General features: G+C 65.1%; 24 protein-coding genes and 3 tRNA genes. 17 read left to right on the forward strand and 10 right to left on the reverse strand.

What is annotated here, in order from left to right:
• The first annotated feature begins 49 nt into the window (after positions 1-49).
• From VH567_RS15690 to VH567_RS15730, 9 genes are all read left to right on the forward strand, one after another.
• Positions 50-1,183, forward strand: a complete 1,134-nt coding sequence (locus tag VH567_RS15690; RefSeq protein ID WP_423327182.1) for a DUF6551 family protein — start codon at positions 50-52, stop codon at positions 1,181-1,183.
• Entirely contained in the window at positions 1,180-2,403 is a 1,224-nt protein-coding gene (locus VH567_RS15695) for a helicase HerA domain-containing protein (protein WP_423327183.1), read from the forward strand. The genes VH567_RS15690 and VH567_RS15695 overlap by 4 nt, the downstream gene beginning before the upstream one ends.
• Before the next feature lie 44 nt (positions 2,404-2,447).
• On the forward strand, positions 2,448-2,888 hold the full coding sequence (locus tag VH567_RS15700) for a hypothetical protein (protein ID WP_423327184.1): 441 nt from the start codon (positions 2,448-2,450) through the stop codon (positions 2,886-2,888).
• Positions 2,885-3,103 (forward strand): hypothetical protein, encoded by a 219-nt coding sequence (locus VH567_RS15705; RefSeq protein WP_423327185.1) that lies wholly within the window; start codon positions 2,885-2,887, stop codon positions 3,101-3,103. Before VH567_RS15700 ends, VH567_RS15705 begins: the two co-directional genes overlap by 4 nt.
• A complete protein-coding gene (locus VH567_RS15710) occupies positions 3,100-3,279 on the forward strand; it encodes a hypothetical protein (protein WP_423327186.1) in 180 nt (59 codons plus the stop codon). The genes VH567_RS15705 and VH567_RS15710 overlap by 4 nt, the downstream gene beginning before the upstream one ends.
• Positions 3,279-3,617, forward strand: coding sequence for a hypothetical protein (locus VH567_RS15715; protein WP_423327187.1), 339 nt, complete (start codon positions 3,279-3,281; stop codon positions 3,615-3,617). Before VH567_RS15710 ends, VH567_RS15715 begins: the two co-directional genes overlap by 1 nt.
• The gene (locus tag VH567_RS15720) at positions 3,617-4,096 is read left to right on the forward strand and encodes a hypothetical protein (protein WP_423327188.1); all 480 of its coding nucleotides are present in this window, start codon (positions 3,617-3,619) and stop codon (positions 4,094-4,096) included. Before VH567_RS15715 ends, VH567_RS15720 begins: the two co-directional genes overlap by 1 nt.
• A complete protein-coding gene (locus VH567_RS15725) occupies positions 4,093-4,275 on the forward strand; it encodes a hypothetical protein (RefSeq protein WP_423327189.1) in 183 nt (60 codons plus the stop codon). Before VH567_RS15720 ends, VH567_RS15725 begins: the two co-directional genes overlap by 4 nt.
• 154 nt (positions 4,276-4,429) lie before the next feature.
• Positions 4,430-5,782 carry a tyrosine-type recombinase/integrase gene (locus tag VH567_RS15730; protein WP_423327190.1) on the forward strand — a complete coding sequence of 451 codons (1,353 nt, stop codon included), beginning with the start codon at positions 4,430-4,432 and terminating at the stop codon, positions 5,780-5,782.
• A 17-nt stretch (positions 5,783-5,799) separates the two neighbouring features.
• On the opposite strand, the gene VH567_RS15735 is transcribed toward VH567_RS15730, so the two are convergent.
• Positions 5,800-5,875 (reverse strand) — tRNA-Ala (locus VH567_RS15735).
• 293 nt (positions 5,876-6,168) lie between these two features.
• Here VH567_RS15735 and VH567_RS15740 point away from each other — a divergent pair.
• Positions 6,169-7,404: a DUF2171 domain-containing protein gene (locus VH567_RS15740; RefSeq protein WP_423327191.1), complete on the forward strand. Its 1,236-nt coding sequence runs from the start codon at positions 6,169-6,171 to the stop codon at positions 7,402-7,404.
• Positions 7,405-7,545: 141 nt separating this feature from the next.
• On the forward strand, positions 7,546-8,535 hold the full coding sequence (locus VH567_RS15745; protein ID WP_423327192.1) for an NADP-dependent oxidoreductase: 990 nt from the start codon (positions 7,546-7,548) through the stop codon (positions 8,533-8,535).
• A gap of 180 nt (positions 8,536-8,715) precedes the next feature.
• On the opposite strand, the gene corA is transcribed toward VH567_RS15745, so the two are convergent.
• From corA to VH567_RS15775, 6 genes are read right to left on the reverse strand one after another with little or no spacing between them, the layout of a single operon-like run.
• Positions 8,716-9,684, reverse strand: coding sequence for a magnesium/cobalt transporter CorA (corA, locus tag VH567_RS15750; RefSeq protein WP_423327193.1), 969 nt, complete (start codon positions 9,682-9,684; stop codon positions 8,716-8,718).
• 37 nt (positions 9,685-9,721) lie between these two features.
• Positions 9,722-10,516, reverse strand: a complete 795-nt coding sequence (locus VH567_RS15755; protein WP_423327194.1) for a MetQ/NlpA family ABC transporter substrate-binding protein — start codon at positions 10,514-10,516, stop codon at positions 9,722-9,724.
• Positions 10,517-10,524: 8 nt separating this feature from the next.
• Positions 10,525-11,187, reverse strand: coding sequence for a methionine ABC transporter permease (locus tag VH567_RS15760; RefSeq protein WP_333928460.1), 663 nt, complete (start codon positions 11,185-11,187; stop codon positions 10,525-10,527).
• A complete protein-coding gene (locus tag VH567_RS15765; protein ID WP_423327195.1) occupies positions 11,184-11,918 on the reverse strand; it encodes a methionine ABC transporter ATP-binding protein in 735 nt (244 codons plus the stop codon). The genes VH567_RS15760 and VH567_RS15765 overlap by 4 nt, the downstream gene beginning before the upstream one ends.
• Positions 11,915-12,931, reverse strand: a complete 1,017-nt coding sequence (locus VH567_RS15770) for an LLM class flavin-dependent oxidoreductase (RefSeq protein WP_423327197.1) — start codon at positions 12,929-12,931, stop codon at positions 11,915-11,917. Before VH567_RS15770 ends, VH567_RS15765 begins: the two co-directional genes overlap by 4 nt.
• Positions 12,931-13,836: an ATP-grasp domain-containing protein gene (locus tag VH567_RS15775; protein ID WP_423327198.1), complete on the reverse strand. Its 906-nt coding sequence runs from the start codon at positions 13,834-13,836 to the stop codon at positions 12,931-12,933. The genes VH567_RS15770 and VH567_RS15775 overlap by 1 nt, the downstream gene beginning before the upstream one ends.
• 114 nt (positions 13,837-13,950) lie before the next feature.
• On the opposite strand from VH567_RS15775, the gene VH567_RS15780 reads away from it, so the two are divergent.
• Positions 13,951-14,571: a peptidylprolyl isomerase gene (locus VH567_RS15780; RefSeq protein WP_423327199.1), complete on the forward strand. Its 621-nt coding sequence runs from the start codon at positions 13,951-13,953 to the stop codon at positions 14,569-14,571.
• A gap of 234 nt (positions 14,572-14,805) precedes the next feature.
• Here VH567_RS15780 and VH567_RS15785 read toward each other — a convergent pair whose 3' ends face one another.
• On the reverse strand, positions 14,806-15,690 hold the full coding sequence (locus VH567_RS15785; RefSeq protein WP_423327200.1) for a diacylglycerol/lipid kinase family protein: 885 nt from the start codon (positions 15,688-15,690) through the stop codon (positions 14,806-14,808).
• Between the two features lie 90 nt (positions 15,691-15,780).
• Between VH567_RS15785 and hemB the strand changes: the two genes are divergently transcribed.
• Positions 15,781-16,773: a porphobilinogen synthase gene (gene hemB / locus VH567_RS15790; RefSeq protein WP_423327201.1), complete on the forward strand. Its 993-nt coding sequence runs from the start codon at positions 15,781-15,783 to the stop codon at positions 16,771-16,773.
• Positions 16,766-19,006, forward strand: coding sequence for a spermidine synthase (locus VH567_RS15795; protein WP_423327202.1), 2,241 nt, complete (start codon positions 16,766-16,768; stop codon positions 19,004-19,006). Before hemB ends, VH567_RS15795 begins: the two co-directional genes overlap by 8 nt.
• Positions 19,007-19,048: 42 nt before the next feature.
• Here the strand turns inward: VH567_RS15795 and VH567_RS15800 are convergent, their stop codons facing one another.
• Complete coding sequence (locus VH567_RS15800; RefSeq protein WP_423327203.1) at positions 19,049-19,558, reverse strand: hypothetical protein; 510 nt, start codon at positions 19,556-19,558, stop codon at positions 19,049-19,051.
• 94 nt (positions 19,559-19,652) lie between these two features.
• On the opposite strand from VH567_RS15800, the gene VH567_RS15805 reads away from it, so the two are divergent.
• A tRNA-Arg gene (locus tag VH567_RS15805) sits at positions 19,653-19,729 on the forward strand.
• A gap of 50 nt (positions 19,730-19,779) precedes the next feature.
• Positions 19,780-19,856: transfer RNA gene (locus VH567_RS15810), tRNA-Arg, on the forward strand.
• Between the two features lie 7 nt (positions 19,857-19,863).
• Here VH567_RS15810 and VH567_RS15815 read toward each other — a convergent pair.
• Positions 19,864-20,793 carry an alpha/beta hydrolase gene (locus tag VH567_RS15815; protein WP_423327204.1) on the reverse strand — a complete coding sequence of 310 codons (930 nt, stop codon included), beginning with the start codon at positions 20,791-20,793 and terminating at the stop codon, positions 19,864-19,866.
• Positions 20,794-20,912: 119 nt separating this feature from the next.
• On the opposite strand from VH567_RS15815, the gene VH567_RS15820 reads away from it, so the two are divergent.
• Complete coding sequence (locus VH567_RS15820) at positions 20,913-21,863, forward strand: alpha/beta fold hydrolase (protein ID WP_423327205.1); 951 nt, start codon at positions 20,913-20,915, stop codon at positions 21,861-21,863.
• Positions 21,864-22,170 lie beyond the last annotated feature (307 nt).

Genomic DNA, 22,170 nt, shown 5'->3' on the forward strand with positions numbered 1-22,170 from the left:
TCCGCCAGATCGTCAGCGTTCTCTTCCCGAACGCCACGGGAACCCGGTCATGAGCGGCGTTCCACGCCAAATATGGATCTGCGCCGCTGGCAAGGAAGCGCCCGATTGGATCGTCGAGCGCATGACAACCTTGGAAATCGCCGCCGACGGTAGCTTCGAAATCGAGGCCACCGACGGCAAGGTCACAGTCGAACGCGGTTTTGCGGTCTTCGAGTTCAACAACCAGGTGTTCGCCTGCCCGCCGCGCATGGTCCAGGACAAGCTTGCCGCTGCGGCAGGAGAGGAAGCGCCGGCGGTTGTGGATTTATCCGAGAAGCTCGGTCGGATGCGTGAGCAGCAGATCGCGCAGGCTCAGCCGAAGTCGTCGCGCATCACTCACAACGACCGGCCATTGCGCTTGAAACCTGTGATCGGATCGCCTCCCGCCCCTCAGTTCATTGCGGTGAGCGATCTACTCGTCGACGATAGCTATCAGCGGTCGATTGAGGGCGGCGCCAGCCGCAAGCTCATCACAAAGATCGCCGAGAATTGGGATTGGCGGCTTTGCCTCCCGCTTCTCGTTTCCCGCCGCGCTGGCGAGCTCTACGTCATTGACGGGCAACATCGGAAGGAAGCCGCTGACCTGCGTGGTGACATTCCGCACCTGCCAGTCGTCGTGTTCGACTTCGACGATCCAAAGGCAGAAGCTGAACTGTTCGTCGCGGCGAACCGCAGCCGCCGACAGATGAGCAAGCTTGACGACTTCCATGCAGCGATCGTTGCCGGGGACAAGAAGGCTGTTGCGGTCAACGAGGTGGTGACCGGGGCCGGTCTCGCTGTCGCGCGCATCGCGGCATGGCAATACTGGAAGCCCGGCGAAGTCGTCTTCGTCGGCGCGATACAGCGGCTTCTCCACTCTCAAGGGAAGCCCGTAGTTGCCCAAGCGCTCGGCATGATGGGCCGCGCGTTTGAAGGTTCAACGCTCGTGGGCGGTGGCGCGATCTTTGAAGGCCTCGTGACCTTCATTCAGCAGCGCGGGCGGGACGAGAAGCCGGTCGACGATGATCTGATGACGTCTGTTCTTGCGGGTGTCGGCATCCCCGGATGGAAAGAAGCTACTGCCGAAGTCGATAGCGGAAATGAGCGGGCCGACGTCATGCTTAAAGCGATCGCCGACGCCTACGCCGAGGCGGAGGAAGAATGATGCAGCATCATCGCGGCGTCTTTTTCGGTGAAGTCCAGAAGGCACTTGCCGCTGCTCTTCACGACGCAGGCCAAACCGATCGCGAGATCGCCGACGCCATCCCCACGTCAGTCAACAACATCATCTGGTGGCGCAAAGAGGAAGCGCTGATCGAGCATCGCCCGGTGGGCGAGGCTGACGAATACAGCGAGCCCTTGAAGCGTGAACCAGCTGTCCAACAGAAGCGGACAGCTGAGCCCGCCGTCTTCGCGCCGCCCATCACCGACGCTCGAGCGATCTCCGTTAGTGACGCCCAGATCGCGTTCGTCGCGCCGGTGCGGCCCGAGGGCGACAATGCCTTGGAGATCGGCACATGCATGGACGCGAAGGTGTTCATCGATCTTGAGGAGCTCCTGACCACGCGGCTGCTGATCCAGGGCAATAGCGGCAGCGGCAAGAGCCACCTGCTTCGCAAACTGCTCGAGGAAAGCACCGGCGTCGTTCAGCAGATAATCGTCGATCCGGAGGCGGACTTCGTCTCCTTCGGCGAGACGTTCGGCTATACTGTTGTCGACGCTGCCAAGTTCAAGCCAGCGAAGCTGGCGAGCGTCGCTCGGAAGGCGCGCGAGTTGCGCGGTTCGATCGTGCTGACCCTCGAAGGCATGCCCATCGACGACCAACTGCGCGCGGTCGCTGCGTTCCTCAACGGCCTGTTCGACGCTCCGCCCGAGCATTGGCATCCGGCGATCGTCGCGGTCGACGAGGCGCACCTGTTCGCCCCCAATGGGGACAACGGCGAAGAGAAGGAGGCGCGTAAGGAGGGCCAGCAGGCGATGGCGAACCTCATGAGCCGGGGTCGTAAACGCGGGTTGGCCGGGGTCATTGCAACGCAGCGCCTCTCTAAACTGCACAAGAACGTTGCCGCCGAGGCTTCGAATTTCCTGCTTGGCCGAACCTTCCTCGACATCGACATTGCGCGCGCGGTCGACCTCCTCGGCATGTCGCGCGCCGATGGCGAGCAGGTGCGCAACCTCAACCGCGGCGACTTCTTAGGCCTCGGTCCCGCAATAGCCCGCCGCCCCATGAAGGTGACGGTCGGCGCAGTGATGACGGTCGGCAAGGCGGGCGGGTCAAAGGGCCTCACCCCTCTGCCGTCGACCAGCGCTGCTGACATGACGTCGATGATGCTGGCCGACGACGACGTCGATCAACCCGCAACCCCAGCTTTGCGAGTAATATAATGAGTGGACCTAAACCTAAACGTGTCGCGCCAGAACTGTTGGCGATGATGATCGAATTACTGCCGACGATTAGTAGTCTCCGGGATCTTTCGGCCGTCACCGGCTTGCACTTGTTCACCGTCCGGCGTGTGACAGCGCCGTTCCTCGCAATCATGAAACTCAACGGCACGCATCCGAAGTGCGGTTGCGGCAAAGATAGATTTCACCCTTTCGGCTGCAGTGGATTCCGAGGCAAGAACAAGCCTACGGACCATCTTCCGGGGCATACTCGCGAGGAAACGAAGCGTCTGCTTCAGCAACGCGAAATTGCAATTGATATGCTCGTCGACGGCGCGCGATTCGCTGAGGTCGATGCGGCCCTTGGAATGTCAAAGGGTAGCGCAAGTAACTACCTACGGTTCATGAACGACGGGCAGCGACGCCAGCGGGAGGCGATCCGCCCGCCGGTCCGCTCGCCCGGCTATTGCGCGAGTGCCGCAGCGTGATCCGCCTTGCCGCTACAACGCCGCCGGTCGATCTCGCCTGGGCAGCCTTCGACGCCGCAGCCCTGCGCTTCCAACACATGTATCGACATATCGATCTCGCGACGGACACGCCAGCCGATAGCGCGGTTCGCCAACGGCTGGCCGGCGAGACCGCCCGCCTATGGGATGAATGGCGCAAGCTGTTCCTAGGCGATGATCCGGGCAGCGCCGCGTGACGCCCGCCGCCGAACAGGCCTGCAGATTCGTACAGTTGGTCGCTCAGGCCCAGCCGCATCCTGGCAACGCGCTCGACGAACGGATCGTCACGACCGCGCAGAAGATCGCCGCCGAGATCAGGCGTGAACTTTTTGAAACCAGCCGCTCAGATGTACCACTCACAAGGAAAGCATGATGACCGACGCCACAACGCCCCCGATCGCCTTGCCGACGCCGGCAGACCGATCGTTGCCTACTCGCGCGCTCGACACCAAGCGTTTCGGCGGCAACTTCCTCTTGTTCCGCAAGGCTGGCGACAGCCTCAAGCGCGGAGGCGGCGCTGGCGGCATGGAACAGGCCAAGGCGCATCGCGTCCGCCCGCCGCGCTTCCGTCACACCTCGTTCGCTGCCGCCGAGATCGAGGCCGGCCGCTTGCTTGATCTCATGCCGGACTCGACGTTCGTCATCCTGCAGGAGGTAGCACGGGTGAAGCTGGCGCCAGCTGCGGCTGAACACACCACGGTGGAACAGTGATGAACCAGCCTCAGCACCCCGCCGTCGCGAAAGCGTTACTAGCCGACGTCGTAACCCGTATGCCGACGCTTACCGAAATCACATCAGCCCCGCTGAGCGCCAGTCCGACTGACATGGGACCGGATGTAACGCTACCGGCGGTTCACATGCATATCTTGGCGCAGCACATCGAAAACCTCGACAATCAGGTGCTGATTATGGGGATCGACCTGACTATCGCTGAGCGGACGGCCATAGGGCTTGCGCCGAACGACGACGGGGACGCACGAACGCTTTACGCAGCTCGCCTCGGAGAGCTTCTCGTAAAGGCATTCAATAGCGATCACGACAGTGCGGTCGCCACGTTGCTCCACGCGGCGGCCGCAATCCTTTGCACGAAGTACGACGGCCGTTTCGCTGCGCGTGCTTTTGAAAAGGGCGCTGCCATTTTTGCTGATGGACTGCGAAACGACTTCGTTCCGAAGGGCGCATTGCAGTGACGTTCATTCGCACGCTTGTCGCGGCGATCTTGGTTGTCGCGCTCGGCGACGCAGACAACTGGCACGACTTTCTGGGCGTGATCGTCGTCGCGTGGATCGCATGGTCTTTCACTACCGACCCGCTGCCCGCCGCGGTCGATCGCGGGCTCGAGGCTTTCAAGGATCGGTATCATAGATGACCGGGATGCCCTTCACCGATATCACGGACCAGCTTGAGCGCTCGGCCCGGAATGGGACGAAGGCGCATCTCGCCCCTGAGCTTGCGCGAGCTTTGATCGAATCATCCGCGTACGGCATGATGCTCGCGGAACGAACGAAGGAACTGGTGTCCTCATGGGACGATCGTCAACCGATGCCGCCGTTGGCCGCGTCCAGATCGGAGCCTATTGGCTCGAATATCGAGCCGAGCGCGACGACTGGTCGATCTGCTGGTACGATGCAGCCGCACGTACACGCCGCCGCCGAAAGACTGGCATCGGAGGCGGCTCAGACGATGGGCCGCCGGAAGCGGCGCGCGAAGCACTTGCCCGTCATTATCTAGAAGCCAGCAAGCCTGCGGCCCCGCAGACCAAGGCCGCGGCGGTGGTGCCCGAACTCATGGCAGTCTGGCTCCGTGATCACGTTTCGACGAAGGAGGACCCCGCTCGGTACGCGATTTCCGTGCAGCACTGGTTGCGGTTCTTCGATCGTCAGCGCAAGCTCGGCCACGTCATCAACGGCGTGACCGTCGCCGACGTCAACAACGCCTTCGTCGATCGCTTCATCACGTTTCGTAAGACCGAGGGAGTTGGGGGCCACACTATTAGCCGCGATCTCGCAGCGTTGCGCGGATCACTCAACCACGCTTGGCGCGAGGAGCTAATCGAAGCCGCGCCGTTCGTGAAAGAGGTGGCAGCGAAGGACAAGGCGAAGCCCCGCGACCTGATCTATACGATGGAGGAAGTTGCAGCGCTGCTGGAGGCTCTATGGAGCAGGCCAGAGCGTCGGCATGCATTCCTCTATTCGATGATCGCTCTCAGCACCTGCGGGCGCAGCGAGGCCATCCTCGATCTCCACGATCACCAGCTCGACCGCGGGTTGATATTCTTCCTCGACCCAGACCGCGACCAGACGTCGAAGCGCCGCTCTATCGTACCGATCGCGCCGAGCCTTGCCCCGTGGCTGGACGGCGTAACGGGGAAGGTCATCAAGTTTCGCGCGCCGATCGCCGAAGCCAAGTGGGCCGACCCGGCAGAGCCCGAATATTTCGAGCGGGACTGCTACGACGTCGGCAAGGCGTTCGAAGGCGCGTTGATCGAAGCGGGGATATGCAAGCCTCTCGTCAATGCCGACGGTTCCCCGAAGATGCACCCGCCCAGGCGCAAGCTGGGCGAGACCGCCGGCCGCTCGATGCAGAAGGGGAAGGGCACGCCGAACACGCTGCGACATACGATCATCACCGAGATGCATCGGCGCGGCGTGGCGGAAGCACAGATCGACGCAGCATCAGGCCATGCCGGCGAAGGAACGAACAAGCGGAATTATCGCCATTTGCGTCCCGACTATCTGGCCGAGTTGATCGCCGCGGTTGAGGACTATTGGCAGGAGATGCGTCGTTTCACGACGGTGCATCTGCGGTCCCACTGCGGTCCCAGCGTAGTGAGTCTAGCAGCGGCTCGTGCCGATAAGAGGTCAGGAAATGGCTAATTTCAGCCATTGCCGCGTGGTGGAGCCACGGGGAATCGAACCCCGGACCTCTGCAGTGCGATTGCAGCGCTCTCCCATCTGAGCTACGGCCCCGCGCGGTTGGCCATAGGCCATGATCGCGCCTTAGCGGGTCGGTTTGGGCGATGCAACCGGCTTGGCTGGCGGGCTTTTCCGCGGCTCTCGGGCCGTCCTACTTTCAGCGCAGCGCGGGTTCGATATCCGTCCGGCCCGTCGTCGCAGCGTTGCGTCGTGTCGCCGTCAAGCTACGGCAAACACAGGAACAATCGACCGGCTTGGCGTTTGTAGTCTTCGGAATGTACGGCCTCGCAATCGACTAGAGCGATCGATGAGACCGGCAGCCGCAGGACAGCAATTAGGAGGTTCCTATGGTCTACGAACGCAATACCCGGGATCGTCAATCGGGCGATTATTACGGTCGGCCGAACTCGCAGGATTACGGCCGCGATTTCCGTTCCGACGGCGGCGATTACGGTCGATCCAGCGCGCGCGATTACGCAGCAGCCGGCGAGTTCGATCGCGACACCCGCGGGCGCGACGACCAGGGGAGCCGCGACCAATATGGTCGCGAGCAGAACCGTGATCAGGGCAGCCGTGACTATTATGGCGGCCACAATGATCGCCAGCAGCCATCGGGCGGCGATCGCTACGGCCAATCGCGATACGGCCAAGGTTCAGGCCAGGGCTACGGCCAACAGGGCTATGGCCGCCAGGATTCGGGCCAGCGCTATGGCCAGCAGAACCAGCGCAGCCAGGGTTCGGCCGATACCGAATATCACGGCAGCTATGCATCGGACGGTCGCCGCTTCGAGGACGTAGGGCGCAACCGCCACGCGGACGACGACAATCGTAACGCACCACGTGGAAACGATCGTGGCTACGGCCGCCAGCCGCAGGGCTACGACTATGACGATCGCGGCTTCATCGCCCGCGCAGGCGACGAAGTGCGCTCGTGGTTCGGCGACGACGAGGCCGAACGTCGCCGCGAAGCCGATGCGCGCTATGACGAGCGGTCCTATGGCAATTCGGACAACCGCGCGTTCGGCAACCGCGCGTCGAACCCGCACGACGATCACTATCACAGCTGGCGCAGCACGCAGATCGCCGCGCTCGACCGTGATTATGACGAGTATCGCAACGAAAACCGCTCGAAGTTCGAGAACGAGTTCTCGTCATGGCGCACCGAGCGCCAGGGCCAGCGCAGTTCGCTGTCGCAGGTCGCCGAGCATATGGAAGTCGTCGGCTCCGACGGCAGCCATGTCGGCACGGTCGACAAGGTGAAGGGCGACCGCATCCTGCTGACCAAGAACGACCGCGATGCGGGCGGCGTGCATCACTCGATCCCGTCGCGCTGGATCAAGACCGTCGACGGCAAGGTGACGCTGTCGAAGTCGGCGGACGAAGCCAAGGCGGCGTGGAAGGAAGAAGAGCGCAACTCGGCGATGTTCGAGTACGGCGACCGTACCGGCGGCGACAGGAAGGATGCCGGTACCACCGGGTATGCTTCGAGCACCCAGACCGGCAGCACGTCCACGACCGGCACGGCATCGGCCACTGGCACGACGTCGGACACGCTCGGCAAGTCGGGTTCGACCACGTACTAACCGTCTGAAAGCATTGGCCGGCGTCGCCTGATGCCGGCCGGCAACGAGCCCGGGCGGAAACGTCCGGGCTTTTTTGCGGGTTGCGCTGGACGCGTGTTTCGCCATACCCGCAACACGAATATTCTAGACAGGAGCAAGTTTATGGCCCGTGCATGGAGCCTGAAGGCACGTCCGCAAGGCATGCCGAAGCATACCGACTTCGCCATGATCGATCTCGACCAGTCCACGCTCGGCGCCGGCGAGGTCCGGGTTGCGAACCGCTGGCTGTCGGTCGATCCGTACATGCGCGGGCGGATGAACGACGTGAAGAGCTACGTCCCGCCGTTCGCGCTGGGCGAGGCGATGCAGGGCGGCGCGGTCGGCGAAGTGGTCGAGAGCAACGACGATGGCATCAAGGTCGGCGACATGGTGCTGCACATGGCGGGCTGGCGCGACGAGGCGGTCGTGCCCGCCGCGCAGGTGCAGAAGCTGCCCGCGCTCGACGTGCCGCCCCAGGCGTTCCTGGGACAGCTCGGCATGCCGGGGATGACGGGGTATTTCGGGCTGCTCCAGGTTGCCGAGGCGAAGGCTGGCGATACGGTGTTCGTGTCGGCGGCGGCGGGTGCGGTCGGTTCGACCGTGGTGCAGGTCGCCAAGGCCAAGGGCATGACGGTGATCGGCTCGGCCGGCGGCGCGGAGAAATGCGCGTGGGTGAAGTCGCTCGGGGCGGACGCGGTGATCGACTACAAGGGCGACGTGCCGGTGGTGAAGGCGCTGGGTCAGGCCGCTCCGAAGGGCATCGACGTGTATTTCGACAACGTCGGCGGCGAGCATCTCGACGCGGCGCTGGCCCATGCGAACATGCATGCACGGTTCGCGGTGTGCGGGATGATCGACGTCTATAACAGCGGCGCGGCGACGCAGCTTAAGTACCTCGCGCGGCTGATCGGTAACCGGGTGCAGATCCGCGGGTTCATCGTCAGCGACTACATGAATCGCGCCGAGGCGTTCTACAAGGACATGGGCGGGATGCTGGCGGCGGGGACGCTGAAGCGGCAGGAAACCGTGCACGAGGGGCTGGACGCAATGCCGGATGCGTTCCTGGGGCTGTTCTCGGGTGGCAATACGGGGAAGATGCTCGTCAAGGTTTGAGCTAAAAGTCTTCCATTCCAGCACCTACCCCCCCGGCGGAGGCCGGGGTCCAATTGGAAAGGTCGCAGTAACGGAGCGTAACGCCCGTCATTGGCGGCCCCCAATTGGGCCCCGGCCTTCGCCGGGGGGAAGCAAGGTTTGACCGCTTGGGTGAAATGACGATCAGGTCGATCCGCGTGCCTACAACCACTTCGCCTGCTTGAACTTCAGATACAGCGCCGAACACACCACCGCGATCACGCCCAGCACGACGAAATACCCGTATTCCCACTTCAACTCGGGCATGTTCTCGAAGTTCATCCCATAGATCCCGGCGATCGCGGTCGGCACCGCGAGGATTGCGGCCCACGCCGCAAGCTGGCGGGTGATCGCGCCGGTGCGTTGCTGCTCCAGCAAATTGCTGAATTCGAACACCGAGGTCAGCACCTCGCGCAGGCCCTCGACCATCGTCTGCACCCGCCGCACATGATCGAGCACGTCGCTGAAATACGGTTTCGCCTCGGTGTCGATGCAGGGAAGGTCGAGCCGAACGATCTTGCCCGCGACCTCGCCCATCGGTCCGAGGATGCGCTGGAAGCGGATCATTTCGCGCCTTAGACCGAAAATACGGACAATTTCGTCGCGGCCGAGGAACGCGTCGATGGTGCGCTGTTCCATCGCCAGCACCTCGTCCTCGATGCTCTCCATGATCGGCAGGTAGCCGTCGACGACGTAATCGAGGATCGCGTGGAGGACGTAGTCGACGCCGTTGATCAGCAGCGTGGGCGCGGCTTCGAGCTGTTCCCGTAACGCCTTGTGCGATCGTGCCGAGCCGTGGCGGACGCTGATGATGTGACTGTGGCCGACGAAGATCGCGGTTTCGCCATACGCGATCCTGTCCGCCTCGAGTTGCGCGGTGCGCGCGACGACGAACAGCTGGTCGCCGTAGACGTCGACCTTGGGCAGCTGATCCGCCTTGATCGCGTCTTCCACCGCCAGCGGGTGGAGGTTGTACTGCTCCTTGAGCGTCCGCATCTCGTCGTCGGTCGGGTCGCATATCCCGATCCAGACGAACTCCGAGCGATCCGCGGGGCAATCGACTTTCTCGTCGATCGAGACCGCGCGGACGCGCTTGCCATGGCGATAGAGATACGCGGCGACGACCGTCATGGAGCCTCTGGATTACGCTAACGAGGCCGCGCCGGTATCAGAACGCTGGGAGCACCGCACCCCGATAATGCTGCTCGATGAAGGTCTTGGTTGCCGGACTGCGCAGCGCCGCGATCAGTTTCACGATCCGCGGATCGTTCTCGCCACCGGGCAGGCCGACGACGAAATTGACATAGGGGCTGTTCTTGTCTTCGATCGCGAGCGCGTCACGGACCGGGTTGAGCTTGGCGTCGAGCGCGTAGTTGGTGTTGATCAGCGCGAGATCGACCTCACCGAGCGTGCGGGGCAGGGTGGCGCCCTCCAGTTCCTTGAACTGCAAGTTCTTCGGGTTGGTGGCGATGTCGTTGAGGCTCGACAGCGGGTTGGTCGGGTTCCGCAGCGTGATCAGCCCGGCCTTCTGGAGCAACAGCAGCGCGCGGCCGCCGTTGCTCGGCTCGTTGGGGATCGCGACGGTCGCGCCGTTGGGGATCTGCGCGATCGACTTCCACTTGCGCGAATAGGCGCCGAGCGGTTCGACATGGACGCCGGCATAGGTCACCAGATGCGTACCGCGCGAGGCGTTGAACTGGTCGAGATACGGCTTGGTCTCGAAATAGCTGACGTCGATCTGCTTCTGCTCGACTTGGAGATTGGGCTGGACGTAGTCGTTGAAGACGCGGATCTGGAGGTCGACGCCTTCCTTCGCGAGGGTCGGCTTGATCGATTCCAGGATCTCGGCGTGCGGCACCGCGGTCGCGGCGATCGTCAGCGTCTTGCCGTCATTCGTCTTGGCGCCTCCACAGGCGGCGAGCGCGAGCAGCGAGAACGAGGCGAGCAGGGTGCGACGGTTCATACGAAATCCTAGCGGCGGGTGAAGTGGCGGGCGAGCGCGTCGCCGGCATATTGGATGATCTGGACGAGCACGACCAGCAGCACGACGGTGACGACCATGACGTCGGTCTGGAACCGCTGATAGCCGAACCGGATCGCGAGATCGCCGAGCCCGCCCGCGCCGACCACGCCCGCCATGGCGGTGAACGAGACGAGCGCGACCGCGGTGACGGTGGCGCCGGCAATCAGCCCGGGGAGGGCCTCGGGGATCAGCGCGCCGGTGACGATCTGGCGCGTGGTGGCGCCCATCGCCTGCACCGCCTCGATCGTGGTGCGGTCGACTTCCTTGAGCGATCCCTCGACGAGGCGCGCGTAGAAGGGGGCTGCTCCGACGACGAGCGGCGGGATCGCGCCGGCGACGCCGAGCGAGGTGCCGACGAGCATCACGGTGAGCGGGATCATCACGATCAGCAGGATGATGAATGGGACGGAGCGGAGGATGTTGACGATGACGCCGAGCACGACGTTGGCGACGCGGTTCTGCGACAGGCGGCCCTGGCCGGTGAGGTAAAGCAGGACGCCGAGCGGAAGCCCGAACGCGATCGTGAGGATCAGCGATCCGCCGAGCATGATCAGCGTGTCGAGGCACGCCTGGCCGATGTCGGACCAGTCGATGTTGGCGAAGAAGCTCATGCTGCCAGAGCCGCTAGCATGCGTCGCGTCGCGGGGTGCGTGGCGTTGGCGAAGATGTCGGTGACCTCGCCGGTTTCGACGATGCGACCGCGTTCGAGCACGGCGACGCGGTCGCAGACGTAGCGGACCACGTCCATTTCGTGGGTGATCAGGACGATCGTCAGGCCGAGGTCGCGGTTCAGCTCGCGGAGGAGGGTGAGGACCGAGCGGGTGGTTTCGGGATCGAGTGCGCTGGTGGCTTCGTCGCAGAGCAGAATGTCGGGATCGGTGGCGAGCGCGCGGGCGATGCCAACGCGCTGCTTCTGGCCGCCGGAGAGTTGGGCGGGGTATTTGGTGGCGTGATCGGCGAGGCCTACGCGGTCGAGCAATGCAGCGACCTTCGTCTCGCGCTCCGCCTTGGAGACACCAGCGAGGACGAGCGGGAACGCAACGTTAGCCGCGACCGTGCGCGACGACAACAGCCCGAAATTCTGGAAGATCATGCCGATGCGGCGGCGTAGCGCGCGCAGGTCCGCCGCGGACAATGCCGCAACGTCGACGCCATCGACCTCGACCCGGCCCGACGTCGGGCGTTCGAGCGCGTTGATCAGGCGGATCAGCGTCGACTTGCCTGCGCCGGACTGGCCGATGACGCCGAACACGCCGCGCGCCGGAATTTCCAGCGAGACTCCGTCGAGGGCCGCCGCTTCGCTGGCCGGATAGGTTTTAACGACATCGGTGAGGCGGATCATGCGGAGCCCATCACCTGCACCGCGAACCGCTCCATCTCTTCGGCCTGCGGGCTCATCTGGAGCAGCAACAGGTCGAGACCAGCCGCCTCATACTCCGCGATGCGCTCCTTCAACTGTTCGGGCGTACCGACCAGATTGGGGCGCAGGCCGCGGTTGGAAACCGAATATTCCTGGATTTTAAGCTCACGTTCGAGCTGCGTGCCCGACAGCCACTGGTCGAAATTCGCATAGCCCGCAGGGAGTTCGGTGACGCTGGTGATACGTTCAAGCTCACGCTTCGCCTCCGCCTCGCTGTCGCGGACGATCGCGTAGGCGGCCATGCCGTATTGCATCGGCGCGCCGCCAGCAGCCTCGCGTCGCGCGGCCATGTCGGCGATCTTCGGGGCGATCGCTTCGGCGGGGTCGCCGTGCATGACGTAGGCATCGCACTGCGCGGCGATCATCGCCTTGGCCTTCTCGCTCTCGCCGCCGGCGTAGACGGTGGGGCGCTTGACGGGCTTGGGTGAGCAGATCGCCTGTTCGGTTGTGTAGAACTGGCCGGCGAAGTCGAACCGCTCCTGCGTCCACAACCCGTCGACGACGGTCAGCCACTCGGCGGTGCGCGCGTAGCGATCGTCGTGCTGGTCGAACTGGAGGCCGTATTGGTTGGCCTCGTCCGCCCACCAGGACGACACGACGTTGAGCGCGAGACGGCCGCCCGAGATCCGGTCGATGTTCGCCGCCGCCTTGGCGAACAGCGCGGGGTGGTGGAAGTTCGGGCGGACCGCGACCATCAACTCGATGCTGTCGGTCACTGCCGCGAGCGCCGCCGCGGTCGACCATGCGTCGAGCGCGGGCTGTTCGATGCCCTTGATATCGTTGAGGTTCAGCTCGGCGATCAGCGTCAGGTCGTAGCCCCAGCGCTCGGCATTCTGCGTCAGCGCCTTGGTGTAGGCCCAGCTCGCCTCCATGCCCTCGTCGGGGACGTTGCGGAGCCAGCCGCCGAAGACGGGAGTCCAGTAACCGTAGCGCATCAGCGGGCCTTCTCGATCTGTTCGATGAGGTAATCGACGAGGCGGTCGTGCGGATCCCAGCCGAGCACATCGTGCGGCTTGGCGACGAAGTTCGACAGCGCGTTGATGTCGTAGAAGCGCGCGACGCCGTCGCGGTCGTCGATCATCACCTCGACCCCGCCGACATCGAGATCGACCGCACGGGCGATCGCTTCGGCGGCGTCCTTCAAGGCTTGCGAGGGCTCGACCGCGGCCATCTTGATGCCCGAGCCGGGGACGACGCACGCGTCCGCCGGGCAGAGGTCGAACGCGCCGCCGCCGGCGACTTCGATTGCGTAGAGGTATGTGCGGTTCAGCGTTTCGATCCGGGTGATCGCGCCGTCGCGGACTGGGACGTATTCCTGGACCAGTAGGACGCCGTCGACGCTGCTTGGGAGGCCGGCGTCGGCTACGGCGGTGCGCAATTCTTCGAGGCTGTCGAAGCGGATGATGCCTGCGCCCGATCCGCCGATGTTCGCCTTCACGACCAGCGGGAAGCGGAGCGTCTGCGCGGCGGGGACGACGTCGGCGGCGCGGTGGACGACGCGTGTCTCGGGGATCGCGAGGCCGAGCGAGGCGATCAGCGACAATTGCCGTGCCTTGGACGCGTCGATCGCGAGCACGTCGGTGCCGTTGATCACGCGCGCGCCGGTGCGGCGCCAGTGATCGAGCATCGCCATCGTGTCGAAGATCGGATGCTCGTCGTTGCGCAGGAAGCTCGACATCGCGATCCGGTTGAAGACGACGGGGGCGGGGGCGCTCTGGTCGGCGGGGTTCCAGAAGCCGTCGGGCGTGGCGCGCGTGAAGTCGACACCGCGGCGATCGAGCGCGGCGAACAGCGGTTCGAACCAGAGCGGGTGCTCGTAGAGAATGGCGAGATCGGTCATCCCTCTCCGGATACGCATTGCGTGCGGGCGTGCAAACCCAAGCAAAACTTTGCCGGGTGCAATATCGTGTCGCGGGGTCGCTGACAGCGAGGCGGCGGCGGGGTAGCGTGGCCAATGATCTCCAGATTCGTCACGCTCGCCCTTGCCGTTTTCGGCGCCGTTTCCGTCTCGGCGCAGGAAACCCCGCCCGCGCCGCAGCCCGCCGTGCCGGCGACCGTCTCGATCGTGATGACGACGAGCGAGGGGCCGATCACGCTGGCGCTGGAAAAGGAGCGCGCGCCGCTGACGACGGCGAATTTCCTTCGCTATGTCGACCAGAAGCGGCTCGATGGGGTGACGTTCTATCGCGCGATGAAGTTGGGGCCGGAATCCGGGTTGATCCAGGGCGGGCCGCAGGGTGAGGTGAAGCGTCTACTGCCGCCGGTGAAGCATGAGCCGACCACCCAGACCGGGCTGTCGCACGTCGATGGCACGATCTCACTCGCGCGGTTCGCGCCGGGGAGTGCGACGGCGGACTTCTTCATTACGGTCGGGCCGGTGCTGTCGTTGGACGCCAACCCGGCGGGGACTGGGGATACGGCAGGGTTTGCGGCGTTCGGGCATGTCGTGGAGGGGATGGACGTTGTGAAGCGCATTCTTGCTGCGCCGACTTCGGCGACTGCCGGGGTTGGGGTGATGAAAGGGCAGATGATTGCTGCGCCGGTGAAGGTGCTGACGGTGCGGCGGGTGAAGTAACGCCACCTAGTTCCACCCCGGCGGAGGCCGGGGCCCAATTGGGGAACGTTGCTAACGTAGCACCGCCAGCAGTTACTCCGGCCTTTCCAATTGGGCCCCGGCCTTCGCCGGGGTGGTGCGAAATACTGGCGGCTTCTCCCGGTTCATGTTTCCCCGCGAAGGCGGGGACCCAGTCTGGGCTCCCGCCTTCGCGGGAGAACAAGCAAGCGGGCGGTCCTGCTAGTCGAGCGTGCCTCAGGCGGGCGCCATCACCCGGATGATCCCCGCCGCGACCTTCGCGGTCACCGGAGTCTTCGCCAGAACCTCCCCATCGATCGAGATCGGCAGCGGCGGAATGGTGTTGATCTTCAAACTCTTCCCGCGGAAATCGCGCACCTTCTCGTGCCGTGACTCCAGCCGGAACACGCTGGAGAACCAGTTCTGCACCAGCCGCCGCTTCACGTGCCCCATCACCGCTTGCACCACGATCTCGCCCGAATCCACCGCCGCCGCGTCGACCAGTTCGGTGCCGCCATGATACGGCCCGTTCGAGATCCGCACTTCGACGACCCGGATCTTCACTGCGGTCGGGCCTTCGCCGACGATCAGCGTGAACGGCCGGAAGCGCAGATACTGATACGTCGCCCAAGCCAGATAACCGACCTTGCCGAAGACCTTCTTCAACCCATGCGGCACGGTCTCGGCGATCTTCGGACTGATCCCCATCGCCGCGCAGTTCGCGAAATAATCGCCGTCGATCATGCCGAGATCGATCCGGCGCGGCTTGCCCGTGCGGATCACTTCGACGGCGCCCTCGACGTTCAGGGGGATGCCGAGTGTGCGCGCGAAACTGTTGGCGGTGCCGAGCGGGAGCACGCCGAGGATCACGTCGTGACCCACCATCAGGTCGACCAGCCCGCTGACCGTGCCGTCGCCGCCGCCCAGAATCAGCAGGTCGGGCTTCTTCGCCAGCGCCCGCAGCACCGTCGCCTCCAGTTCCTTCGGATCATCGACCGCGTGCGCGTCGACCTCATAGGGCAACCCCGACATCGCCGCGCACGCACGCTTGAACAGCTTCTGGCCCTTGCGCGACTTCGCGTTGACGACGAGCGCGGCAGACGTGATCGTATCGTTCGACATAAGGCCCCCAACGCACGGTATGCGGTTTCGCACCCGTAACGCTCTTGCGTAACGCTTGATCCGTCGCCGCGCATCCCGCAAAGCCCCGGCATGACCGCAAGCTATCCCGCGCTTCGCCTCCGTCGCACTCGCGCCTCCACCTGGAGCCGCCGCCTCCATGCCGAGACCGTGCTGACCCCCGCCGACCTGATCTGGCCGCTGTTCGTCGCCGAGGGAGCCGGCGTCGAACAACCGATCGCCAGCCTGCCGGGCGTGTCGCGCTGGTCGGTCGACGGCATCGTCGCGCGCGGTCGCGAGGCGCGAGATCTCGGCATTCCGTGCATCGCGCTATTCCCCTATACGCAGGTCGACCGCCGGACCGAGGATGGTCGCGAGGCGCTGAATCCGGACAATCTGATGTGCCAGGCGATCCGCGCGCTGAAGGATGCGGTGCCGGAGGTCGGCGTGCTGACCGACGTCGCGCTCGATCCGTACACGAGTCACGGTCACGACGGGCTGGTCGACGCTGCCGGCTACGTCGTCAACGACACGACCGCCGAGATGCTCGTTGCGCAGGCGCTCAATCAGGCGAACGCAGGCGCCGACATCATCGCACCGTCGGACATGATGGACGGCCGGATCGGCATGATCCGCGACGCACTCGAGGCGGACTCGCACCACAACGTCCAGATCATGTCCTACGCCGCCAAATATGCGAGCGCGTTCTACGGCCCGTTCCGCGATGCGGTCGGCTCGCGCGGGCTGCTGAAGGGCGACAAGAAGACGTACCAGATGGACAATGCCAACGCCGAGGAAGCCTTGCGCGAGGTGGCGATGGATCTGGCTGAGGGTGCCGACACGGTGATGGTCAAGCCCGGCCTGCCGTATCTCGACATCATCGTCCGCGTCCGTCAGGCGTTCGAGGTGCCCGTGTTCGCGTACCAGGTGTCGGGCGAGTACGCGATGATCGAGCATGCCGTCGCGGCGGGGGCCGCCGAGCGCGACGTCATGGTGCTGGAGACGCTGATGTCGTTCAAGCGCGCCGGCTGCTCGGGCGTGCTGACCTATCACGCGGCGCATGCGGCGAAATTGCTGAATGGCTGACATTATCGGTGCGGACGACCGGCCGTTGATGGCGCGCTGGTGCCGGACGATGTTCGTGGCGACGATCCTGACGGGATCGTTCCTGCTGTTCCTCGTCCAGCCGATGGTGGCGCGGATGGCGCTTCCGCGGCTCGGCGGCGCGCCGGCGGTGTGGAACTCGGCGATGCTGGTGTACCAGGCGTTGCTGCTCGCGGGCTATGCGTATGCGCATTGGCTGGGACGGGTAAGACCGCGCGCACAGGCGGCCATCCACCTCGGCGTGCTGATCGTCGCGGGCTTGTGGCTGCCGATCGGGCTGATCGCGATGGACCTGCCCGCCGACGCGTTGCCCGCGCTGTGGGTGCCGTGGTTGCTCGGGCTGTCGATCGGGCCTTTGTTCTTCGCGGTGTCGGCGCAGGCGCCGCTGATCCAGCGATGGTTCAGCGATGCGAGCGGCGGCGGCGACCCCTACGCGCTGTACGCTGCGTCGAACCTCGGCAGCTTTGCCGGGCTGATCGCATACCCGCTGCTGGTCGAGCCGTTAATGGCGATCCGCGGCCAGAGCCTGCTCTGGAGCGGCGGCTATCTGCTGCTCGTGCTGTTCGTGCTCGCCTGCGCGACAAGACTGCCGAAGATCGCGGCGGTCGATCACGTCGCCGCGACCAGCGCGCCGCCGGGCACCAGGCGGATCGTGCACTGGATCGCGCTCGCGCTGGTGCCTTCGGGGCTGATGCTCGCCACGTCGACCTATATCACCACCGATATCGTCGCGATGCCGCTGTTGTGGGTGATTCCGCTTGGGCTGTACCTGTTGAGTTTCAGCGTGGCGTTTGCGAACGATCGCTGGCTCGCCGACCTGCTGACGCGGATCGCGCCGATCACCATATTGCTGTTCGGCGGGATCATCATGGGCGGTGTCAACGACCGCCCGTTCTTCAGCGCCGGAATCGCGCTGATTCTGCTCTTCATGATCTCGGTCGCGCTGCACACCGCGCTGTATCGCAAGCGGCCCGCGCCCGATCGGCTGACCGGCTTCTATCTCGCGATGTCGGCGGGCGGGGCGCTGGGCGGGGTGTTTGCCGCGCTGGTGGCGCCGGTGGTGTTCGACTGGACCTATGAATATCCGCTGCTGATCCTCGCCGCCGGCGCGCTGGTGCCGCAGATGTATCTGTTCGTGCAGTTCCGCGCGCTCTGGCTGGGTAGGGGGCACGCGAAATTGATCGCCATCGGCGCGATCATCGTCGTCCTGGCCGTCGTCATCGGTCTGCGGATCGCCGATCCCGGCGGCGTGTTCGGCGAACGCCGGCAGGGCCTCGACTTCCTCGTCATCGCGACGATCGGGCTGGCCGCGATCGGTGCGCGGCTGCCGTACATGATCGTGCTGACCGGTGCGCTGGTGATGTTCGGCGGGTATCGGTCGCTCGAGCTGTCGATCGATCCGGGTGCGCGGGTGCGGAGCTATTTCGGCGTCTATACCGTGCGCAACCTGCCCGGACCCAATGGAGGAGTGCGCGAACTCGATCACGGGACGACCGTGCACGGCCTCCAGCTCCGCGGCTCGGCCCAGCGCGAGCGTATGCCGACGACCTATTACGCAGCGGGATCGGGTGTCGGGCAGGCGATGCTGGCCGCGCCTGCCTTATATGGCGCGACCGCGCGGATCGGCGTCGTCGGGCTGGGGACGGGGACACTGTCGTGTTACGCAAGGCCCGGTCAGCATTGGCGGTTCTACGAGATCGACCCGGCGGTCGTCCGGATCGCGCGCGATACCGGCCAGTTCACCTATCTGTCGCGCTGCTTGCCCAACCCCGAGATCCGCATGGGCGATGCGCGGATCGCGTTGGCGCACGACGCATCGAACAGCCTCGACCTGCTCGCGCTCGACGCGTTCTCGTCCGATTCCGTGCCGATGCACCTGATGACGCGCGAGGCGTTCGCGACCTATGGCCGGGTGCTCGCGCATGACGGGTTGCTGCTGGTGCACATCTCGAACCGGTTCATCGATCTCGAACCGGTAGTCGCCGCGGCGGCACGCGAGGGGGGCTGGACCGCCGCCGAGCTGAAATACCGTCCGTCGACCCTGCTTGCGGATCGTGCCTCGCAATCCGACTGGGTTGCGCTGTCCCGCGACCCGCAATCGATCGCCGCACTTCGCACCCACGATCCGGACTGGGCGCCGCTGACGCTGCGCCCGGGGTTTACCGGGTGGACCGACGACTATTCGACGATCCTGCCGCTGCTCAAGGGGTTCTGATCCGCTTGTCCTCCCCCGCAAGAGGGAGGATTTAGAAGGCGCTCAAGCGGCCGGCATGCTCGCCTGGATGCGGCTGATCGTCGTGCCCTGGCGGTCGTTCTCCACCTGCGCCTTTGCGTGGACTGCCGCGAGCGCGGGATAGTCGGGCTGCAGCGCCGCAGCGCGATCCGTCGCGCGCGCCTCGATGTCCGTCACCAGCGCCGAGGACTGCGCGCGCCAGTCGTCGAGCCCGGCGAGCGCGGTCTGTGCGGTGAGCCATGCGTCGCTGCCGACCGCTGCGCCGCGCGCCGCCCGCGCGGACGCCTCCGCCTTGCTTGCGTCGCGCGTGAAGCCGGCGACGATCGCGTCGAGTCTGCCCGACATCACCGCGATCTCCGCATCCAGCGCCGGATCCGGCTTCACCTCCGCGGCCTTCACCTCGGGCTCGGCGAATCCGAGTTTTTCCACGGGGCGCAGGCCGAGCGAGGGATAGCCGACCGTATCCTTGCTGCACGCGCCGACCGCCAGGGCCATGGCGAGGGATACGAAGCGGAGCGAAAAGGCGTGTTTCATGTCCGCCGCTCTATGCCGGCCGGCGCTCGTGCACAACTTTCTCGCGGCAAACCCTTGCGCCCCCGAAAATGCCTGCTATCAGCGCCCCTCCAGTGCACCCATAGCTCAGCTGGATAGAGCATCAGACTACGAATCTGAGGGTCGGGCGTTCGAATCGCTCTGGGTGCACCAGGATTTTCCGCTTCACGGCGGGCTTGTCGAACCGGTCACGGAACGGCGATGCACCCATAGCTCAGCTGGATAGAGCATCAGACTACGAATCTGAGGGTCGGGCGTTCGAATCGCTCTGGGTGCACCATTCTCCATCATTGGGTCTTCAGCCACGCGGCGATGCGATCGAGCAGTTGCGATGTTGCATCGACGCGTCCGCCGAACTGCAGGAAGGCGTGGATCATGCCGTCGTATCGGTGGTGATCGACCGTAACGCCGGCTTCATGCAGACGTCGGCCGTACGCTTCGCCTTCGTCACGCAGCGGATCGTTTTCGCACGTTACCAACAGGGTCGGGGGCAGGGCGCTCAGGTTCTCCGCCAGGATCGGTGAGGCCCGCGGATCGGTCCGCGCGTCGGGCGATGCGAGGTACAGGTCGATCTGCCGCTCCAGCGACGCGGCGTCGATGATGTTGCCGTCCTCGCTCTTGCGCGACGGATAGTCGGTTTCGCTGCGCAGATCGGTGTTTGGATAGAGCAGGATCTGGCCGTTCAGCGCCGGGCCGTTGTCCGCCACGGTGCGTGCGGCGAGGGCGGTCGCGAGCGTGCCGCCGATGCTGTCGCCCGACACGACGATCCGCGATGCGTCGATGTCGAGCGCGCCGGCCTGCGCGACGAGTCCCGTCAACGCCGTCCAGTTATCGTCGAGTTGCGCCGGAAAGCGGTGTTCGGGGGCGAGGCGATAGGCGGGTGCGGCGACCAGCCAGCCGGTCCGGTTGGCCAGCGCGCGCAACGCCGGGTCGTGACCATCGATCGATCCCGCGATCGCGCCGCCGCCGTGGATATGGAACAGCAGCGGCAATGGCCCCGGCTTCGGCCGATACAGGCGGACGACCCGCGGTCCTGCCTCGGACGGCAACAGGAGGTGCGTGATCGCGTGCACCGGTTTGGGTTCGCCCGAAAACGTCTTGAGCAGGGCGGTCTGATAGCGGAAGTCTGCGAGCCACCGCGCATTGTCGGCGTGCGGATCGGCATCGGGCGCGATCACTTTGATCGTGTCGAGTATCGTTCGAGCCTGTGGATCCACCGGCGTATCTCCTTCGCGGGTCGGACGTTCGGTGGCTGCGACGGGTTCCATGGAACAGGCCGCTGCGACTTTGGACAAGGCCGGGCGTTCAGCGCACTATGGATTTGAAGGAGATCACGATGAGGCGGACGGGCAAGGGATTGATCGGCGGGGCGCTGCTGGCGGCGGTATCGGGGATCGGGCTGTCGCTCTATTCGAGCCGCGTCGCGCGCAAGGCCGAGGAACTGGTGCCCGCGGAAGGGCGCTTCCTCGATGTCGCGGGCGCACGGCTGCATTATATCGACGTTGGCTCGGGCCCGGCGATCGTCATGGTCCACGGCCTCGGCGGGCAGTTGCGCAATTTCAGCTATGCGCTCGTCGACCTGCTGAAGGACGACTACCGCGTGATCGTCGTCGACCGGCCGGGCTCGGGCTATTCGGTCGCGACCGGTGCCACCACGCCGGGGATCATCGCGCAGGGGGCGATCATTGCCGACTTCATCCAGAAGCTCGGGCTCGATCGGCCGCTGTTCGTCGGCCATTCGCTGGGCGGGGCGATCGGGCTGGCGGTCGGGCTCGATCATCCGCACCTGGTCCGCGCACTGGCCTTGATTGCGCCGCTCACCCAGCCGCTGGAGCAGGTGCCCGAGAGTTTCCGCGGACTGGCGCGGATTCCGTCGGGCGCCCGCTTGGCGTTTGCACAGGTGCTGGGGACGCCGCTAAGCCGCCTGACAGCGACAAAAACGCTGGAAGGCGTGTTCGCCCCCGAAGCAGTACCGGAAGATTTCGTGACGCGGGGCGGCGGGGCGCTGTCGGCGCGGCCGATCGCGATTGCGGCGGCGGCGGCGGACCTTGCCGGGGCGAACGACGATGTGGCGGCAATGGTCCGGCGGTATGCGGGGATCGATGTACCGACGCGGATCTTGTACGGGCGGCAGGATGCGATCCTTGATCCGGCGTGGAACGGTCACCGGACGGCGGCGGTGATCCCGGGCGCTAAGATCGACACGATCGAGGGCGGGCACATGATCCCGATCACTGCGCCTGAGGCGTGTGCGCGGTTTGTAAGGGCTGCGTTCGCGGCTGGGTGAGGGGTTACCCCAGTAGTTTGCCCACCCCGGCGAAGGCCGGGGCCCAATTGGAAAGGTCGACGTAACTGAGGGATGCGCCCCGTTAGCTACCTTCCCCAATTGGGCCCCGGCCTTCGCCGGGGTGGTGCCTCTGTGTGGGCCGCGCCTACAGATACGAGCGTTTGGGGCGTAGGGAGTTGTTGTCGCTGAATTTGATGCGTTGTCGGTAGCCTCTCCGGCAAGTGGCAACGAACGCCATCATCTGCTTCCTTGTTCTCCCGCGAAGGCGGGAGCCCAGTCTGGGCTCCCGCCTTCGCGGGAGAACAAG

The sequence above is a fragment of the Sphingomonas sp. 4RDLI-65 genome, from assembly GCF_049472435.1.
GTDB lineage: Bacteria > Pseudomonadota > Alphaproteobacteria > Sphingomonadales > Sphingomonadaceae > Sphingomonas.

Bases quoted from the DNA above. Each gene is read 5' to 3' on its own strand.
- VH567_RS15690 (WP_423327182.1), top strand. From the start codon at position 50: ATGAGCGGCGTTCCACGCCAAATATGGATCTGCGCCGCTGGCAAGGAA.
- VH567_RS15695 (WP_423327183.1), top strand. From the start codon at position 1,180: ATGATGCAGCATCATCGCGGCGTCTTTTTCGGTGAAGTCCAGAAGGCA.
- VH567_RS15700 (WP_423327184.1), top strand. From the start codon at position 2,448: ATGATGATCGAATTACTGCCGACGATTAGTAGTCTCCGGGATCTTTCG.
- VH567_RS15715 (WP_423327187.1), top strand. From the start codon at position 3,279: ATGACCGACGCCACAACGCCCCCGATCGCCTTGCCGACGCCGGCAGAC.
- VH567_RS15720 (WP_423327188.1), top strand. From the start codon at position 3,617: ATGAACCAGCCTCAGCACCCCGCCGTCGCGAAAGCGTTACTAGCCGAC.
- VH567_RS15730 (WP_423327190.1), top strand. From the start codon at position 4,430: ATGGGACGATCGTCAACCGATGCCGCCGTTGGCCGCGTCCAGATCGGA.
- VH567_RS15740 (WP_423327191.1), top strand. From the start codon at position 6,169: ATGGTCTACGAACGCAATACCCGGGATCGTCAATCGGGCGATTATTAC.
- VH567_RS15745 (WP_423327192.1), top strand. From the start codon at position 7,546: ATGGCCCGTGCATGGAGCCTGAAGGCACGTCCGCAAGGCATGCCGAAG.
- corA (WP_423327193.1), bottom strand. From the start codon at position 9,684: ATGACGGTCGTCGCCGCGTATCTCTATCGCCATGGCAAGCGCGTCCGC.
- VH567_RS15755 (WP_423327194.1), bottom strand. From the start codon at position 10,516: ATGAACCGTCGCACCCTGCTCGCCTCGTTCTCGCTGCTCGCGCTCGCC.
- VH567_RS15760 (WP_333928460.1), bottom strand. From the start codon at position 11,187: ATGAGCTTCTTCGCCAACATCGACTGGTCCGACATCGGCCAGGCGTGC.
- VH567_RS15765 (WP_423327195.1), bottom strand. From the start codon at position 11,918: ATGATCCGCCTCACCGATGTCGTTAAAACCTATCCGGCCAGCGAAGCG.
- VH567_RS15770 (WP_423327197.1), bottom strand. From the start codon at position 12,931: ATGCGCTACGGTTACTGGACTCCCGTCTTCGGCGGCTGGCTCCGCAAC.
- VH567_RS15775 (WP_423327198.1), bottom strand. From the start codon at position 13,836: ATGACCGATCTCGCCATTCTCTACGAGCACCCGCTCTGGTTCGAACCG.
- VH567_RS15780 (WP_423327199.1), top strand. From the start codon at position 13,951: ATGATCTCCAGATTCGTCACGCTCGCCCTTGCCGTTTTCGGCGCCGTT.
- VH567_RS15785 (WP_423327200.1), bottom strand. From the start codon at position 15,690: ATGTCGAACGATACGATCACGTCTGCCGCGCTCGTCGTCAACGCGAAG.
- hemB (WP_423327201.1), top strand. From the start codon at position 15,781: ATGACCGCAAGCTATCCCGCGCTTCGCCTCCGTCGCACTCGCGCCTCC.
- VH567_RS15795 (WP_423327202.1), top strand. From the start codon at position 16,766: ATGGCTGACATTATCGGTGCGGACGACCGGCCGTTGATGGCGCGCTGG.
- VH567_RS15800 (WP_423327203.1), bottom strand. From the start codon at position 19,558: ATGAAACACGCCTTTTCGCTCCGCTTCGTATCCCTCGCCATGGCCCTG.
- VH567_RS15820 (WP_423327205.1), top strand. From the start codon at position 20,913: ATGAGGCGGACGGGCAAGGGATTGATCGGCGGGGCGCTGCTGGCGGCG.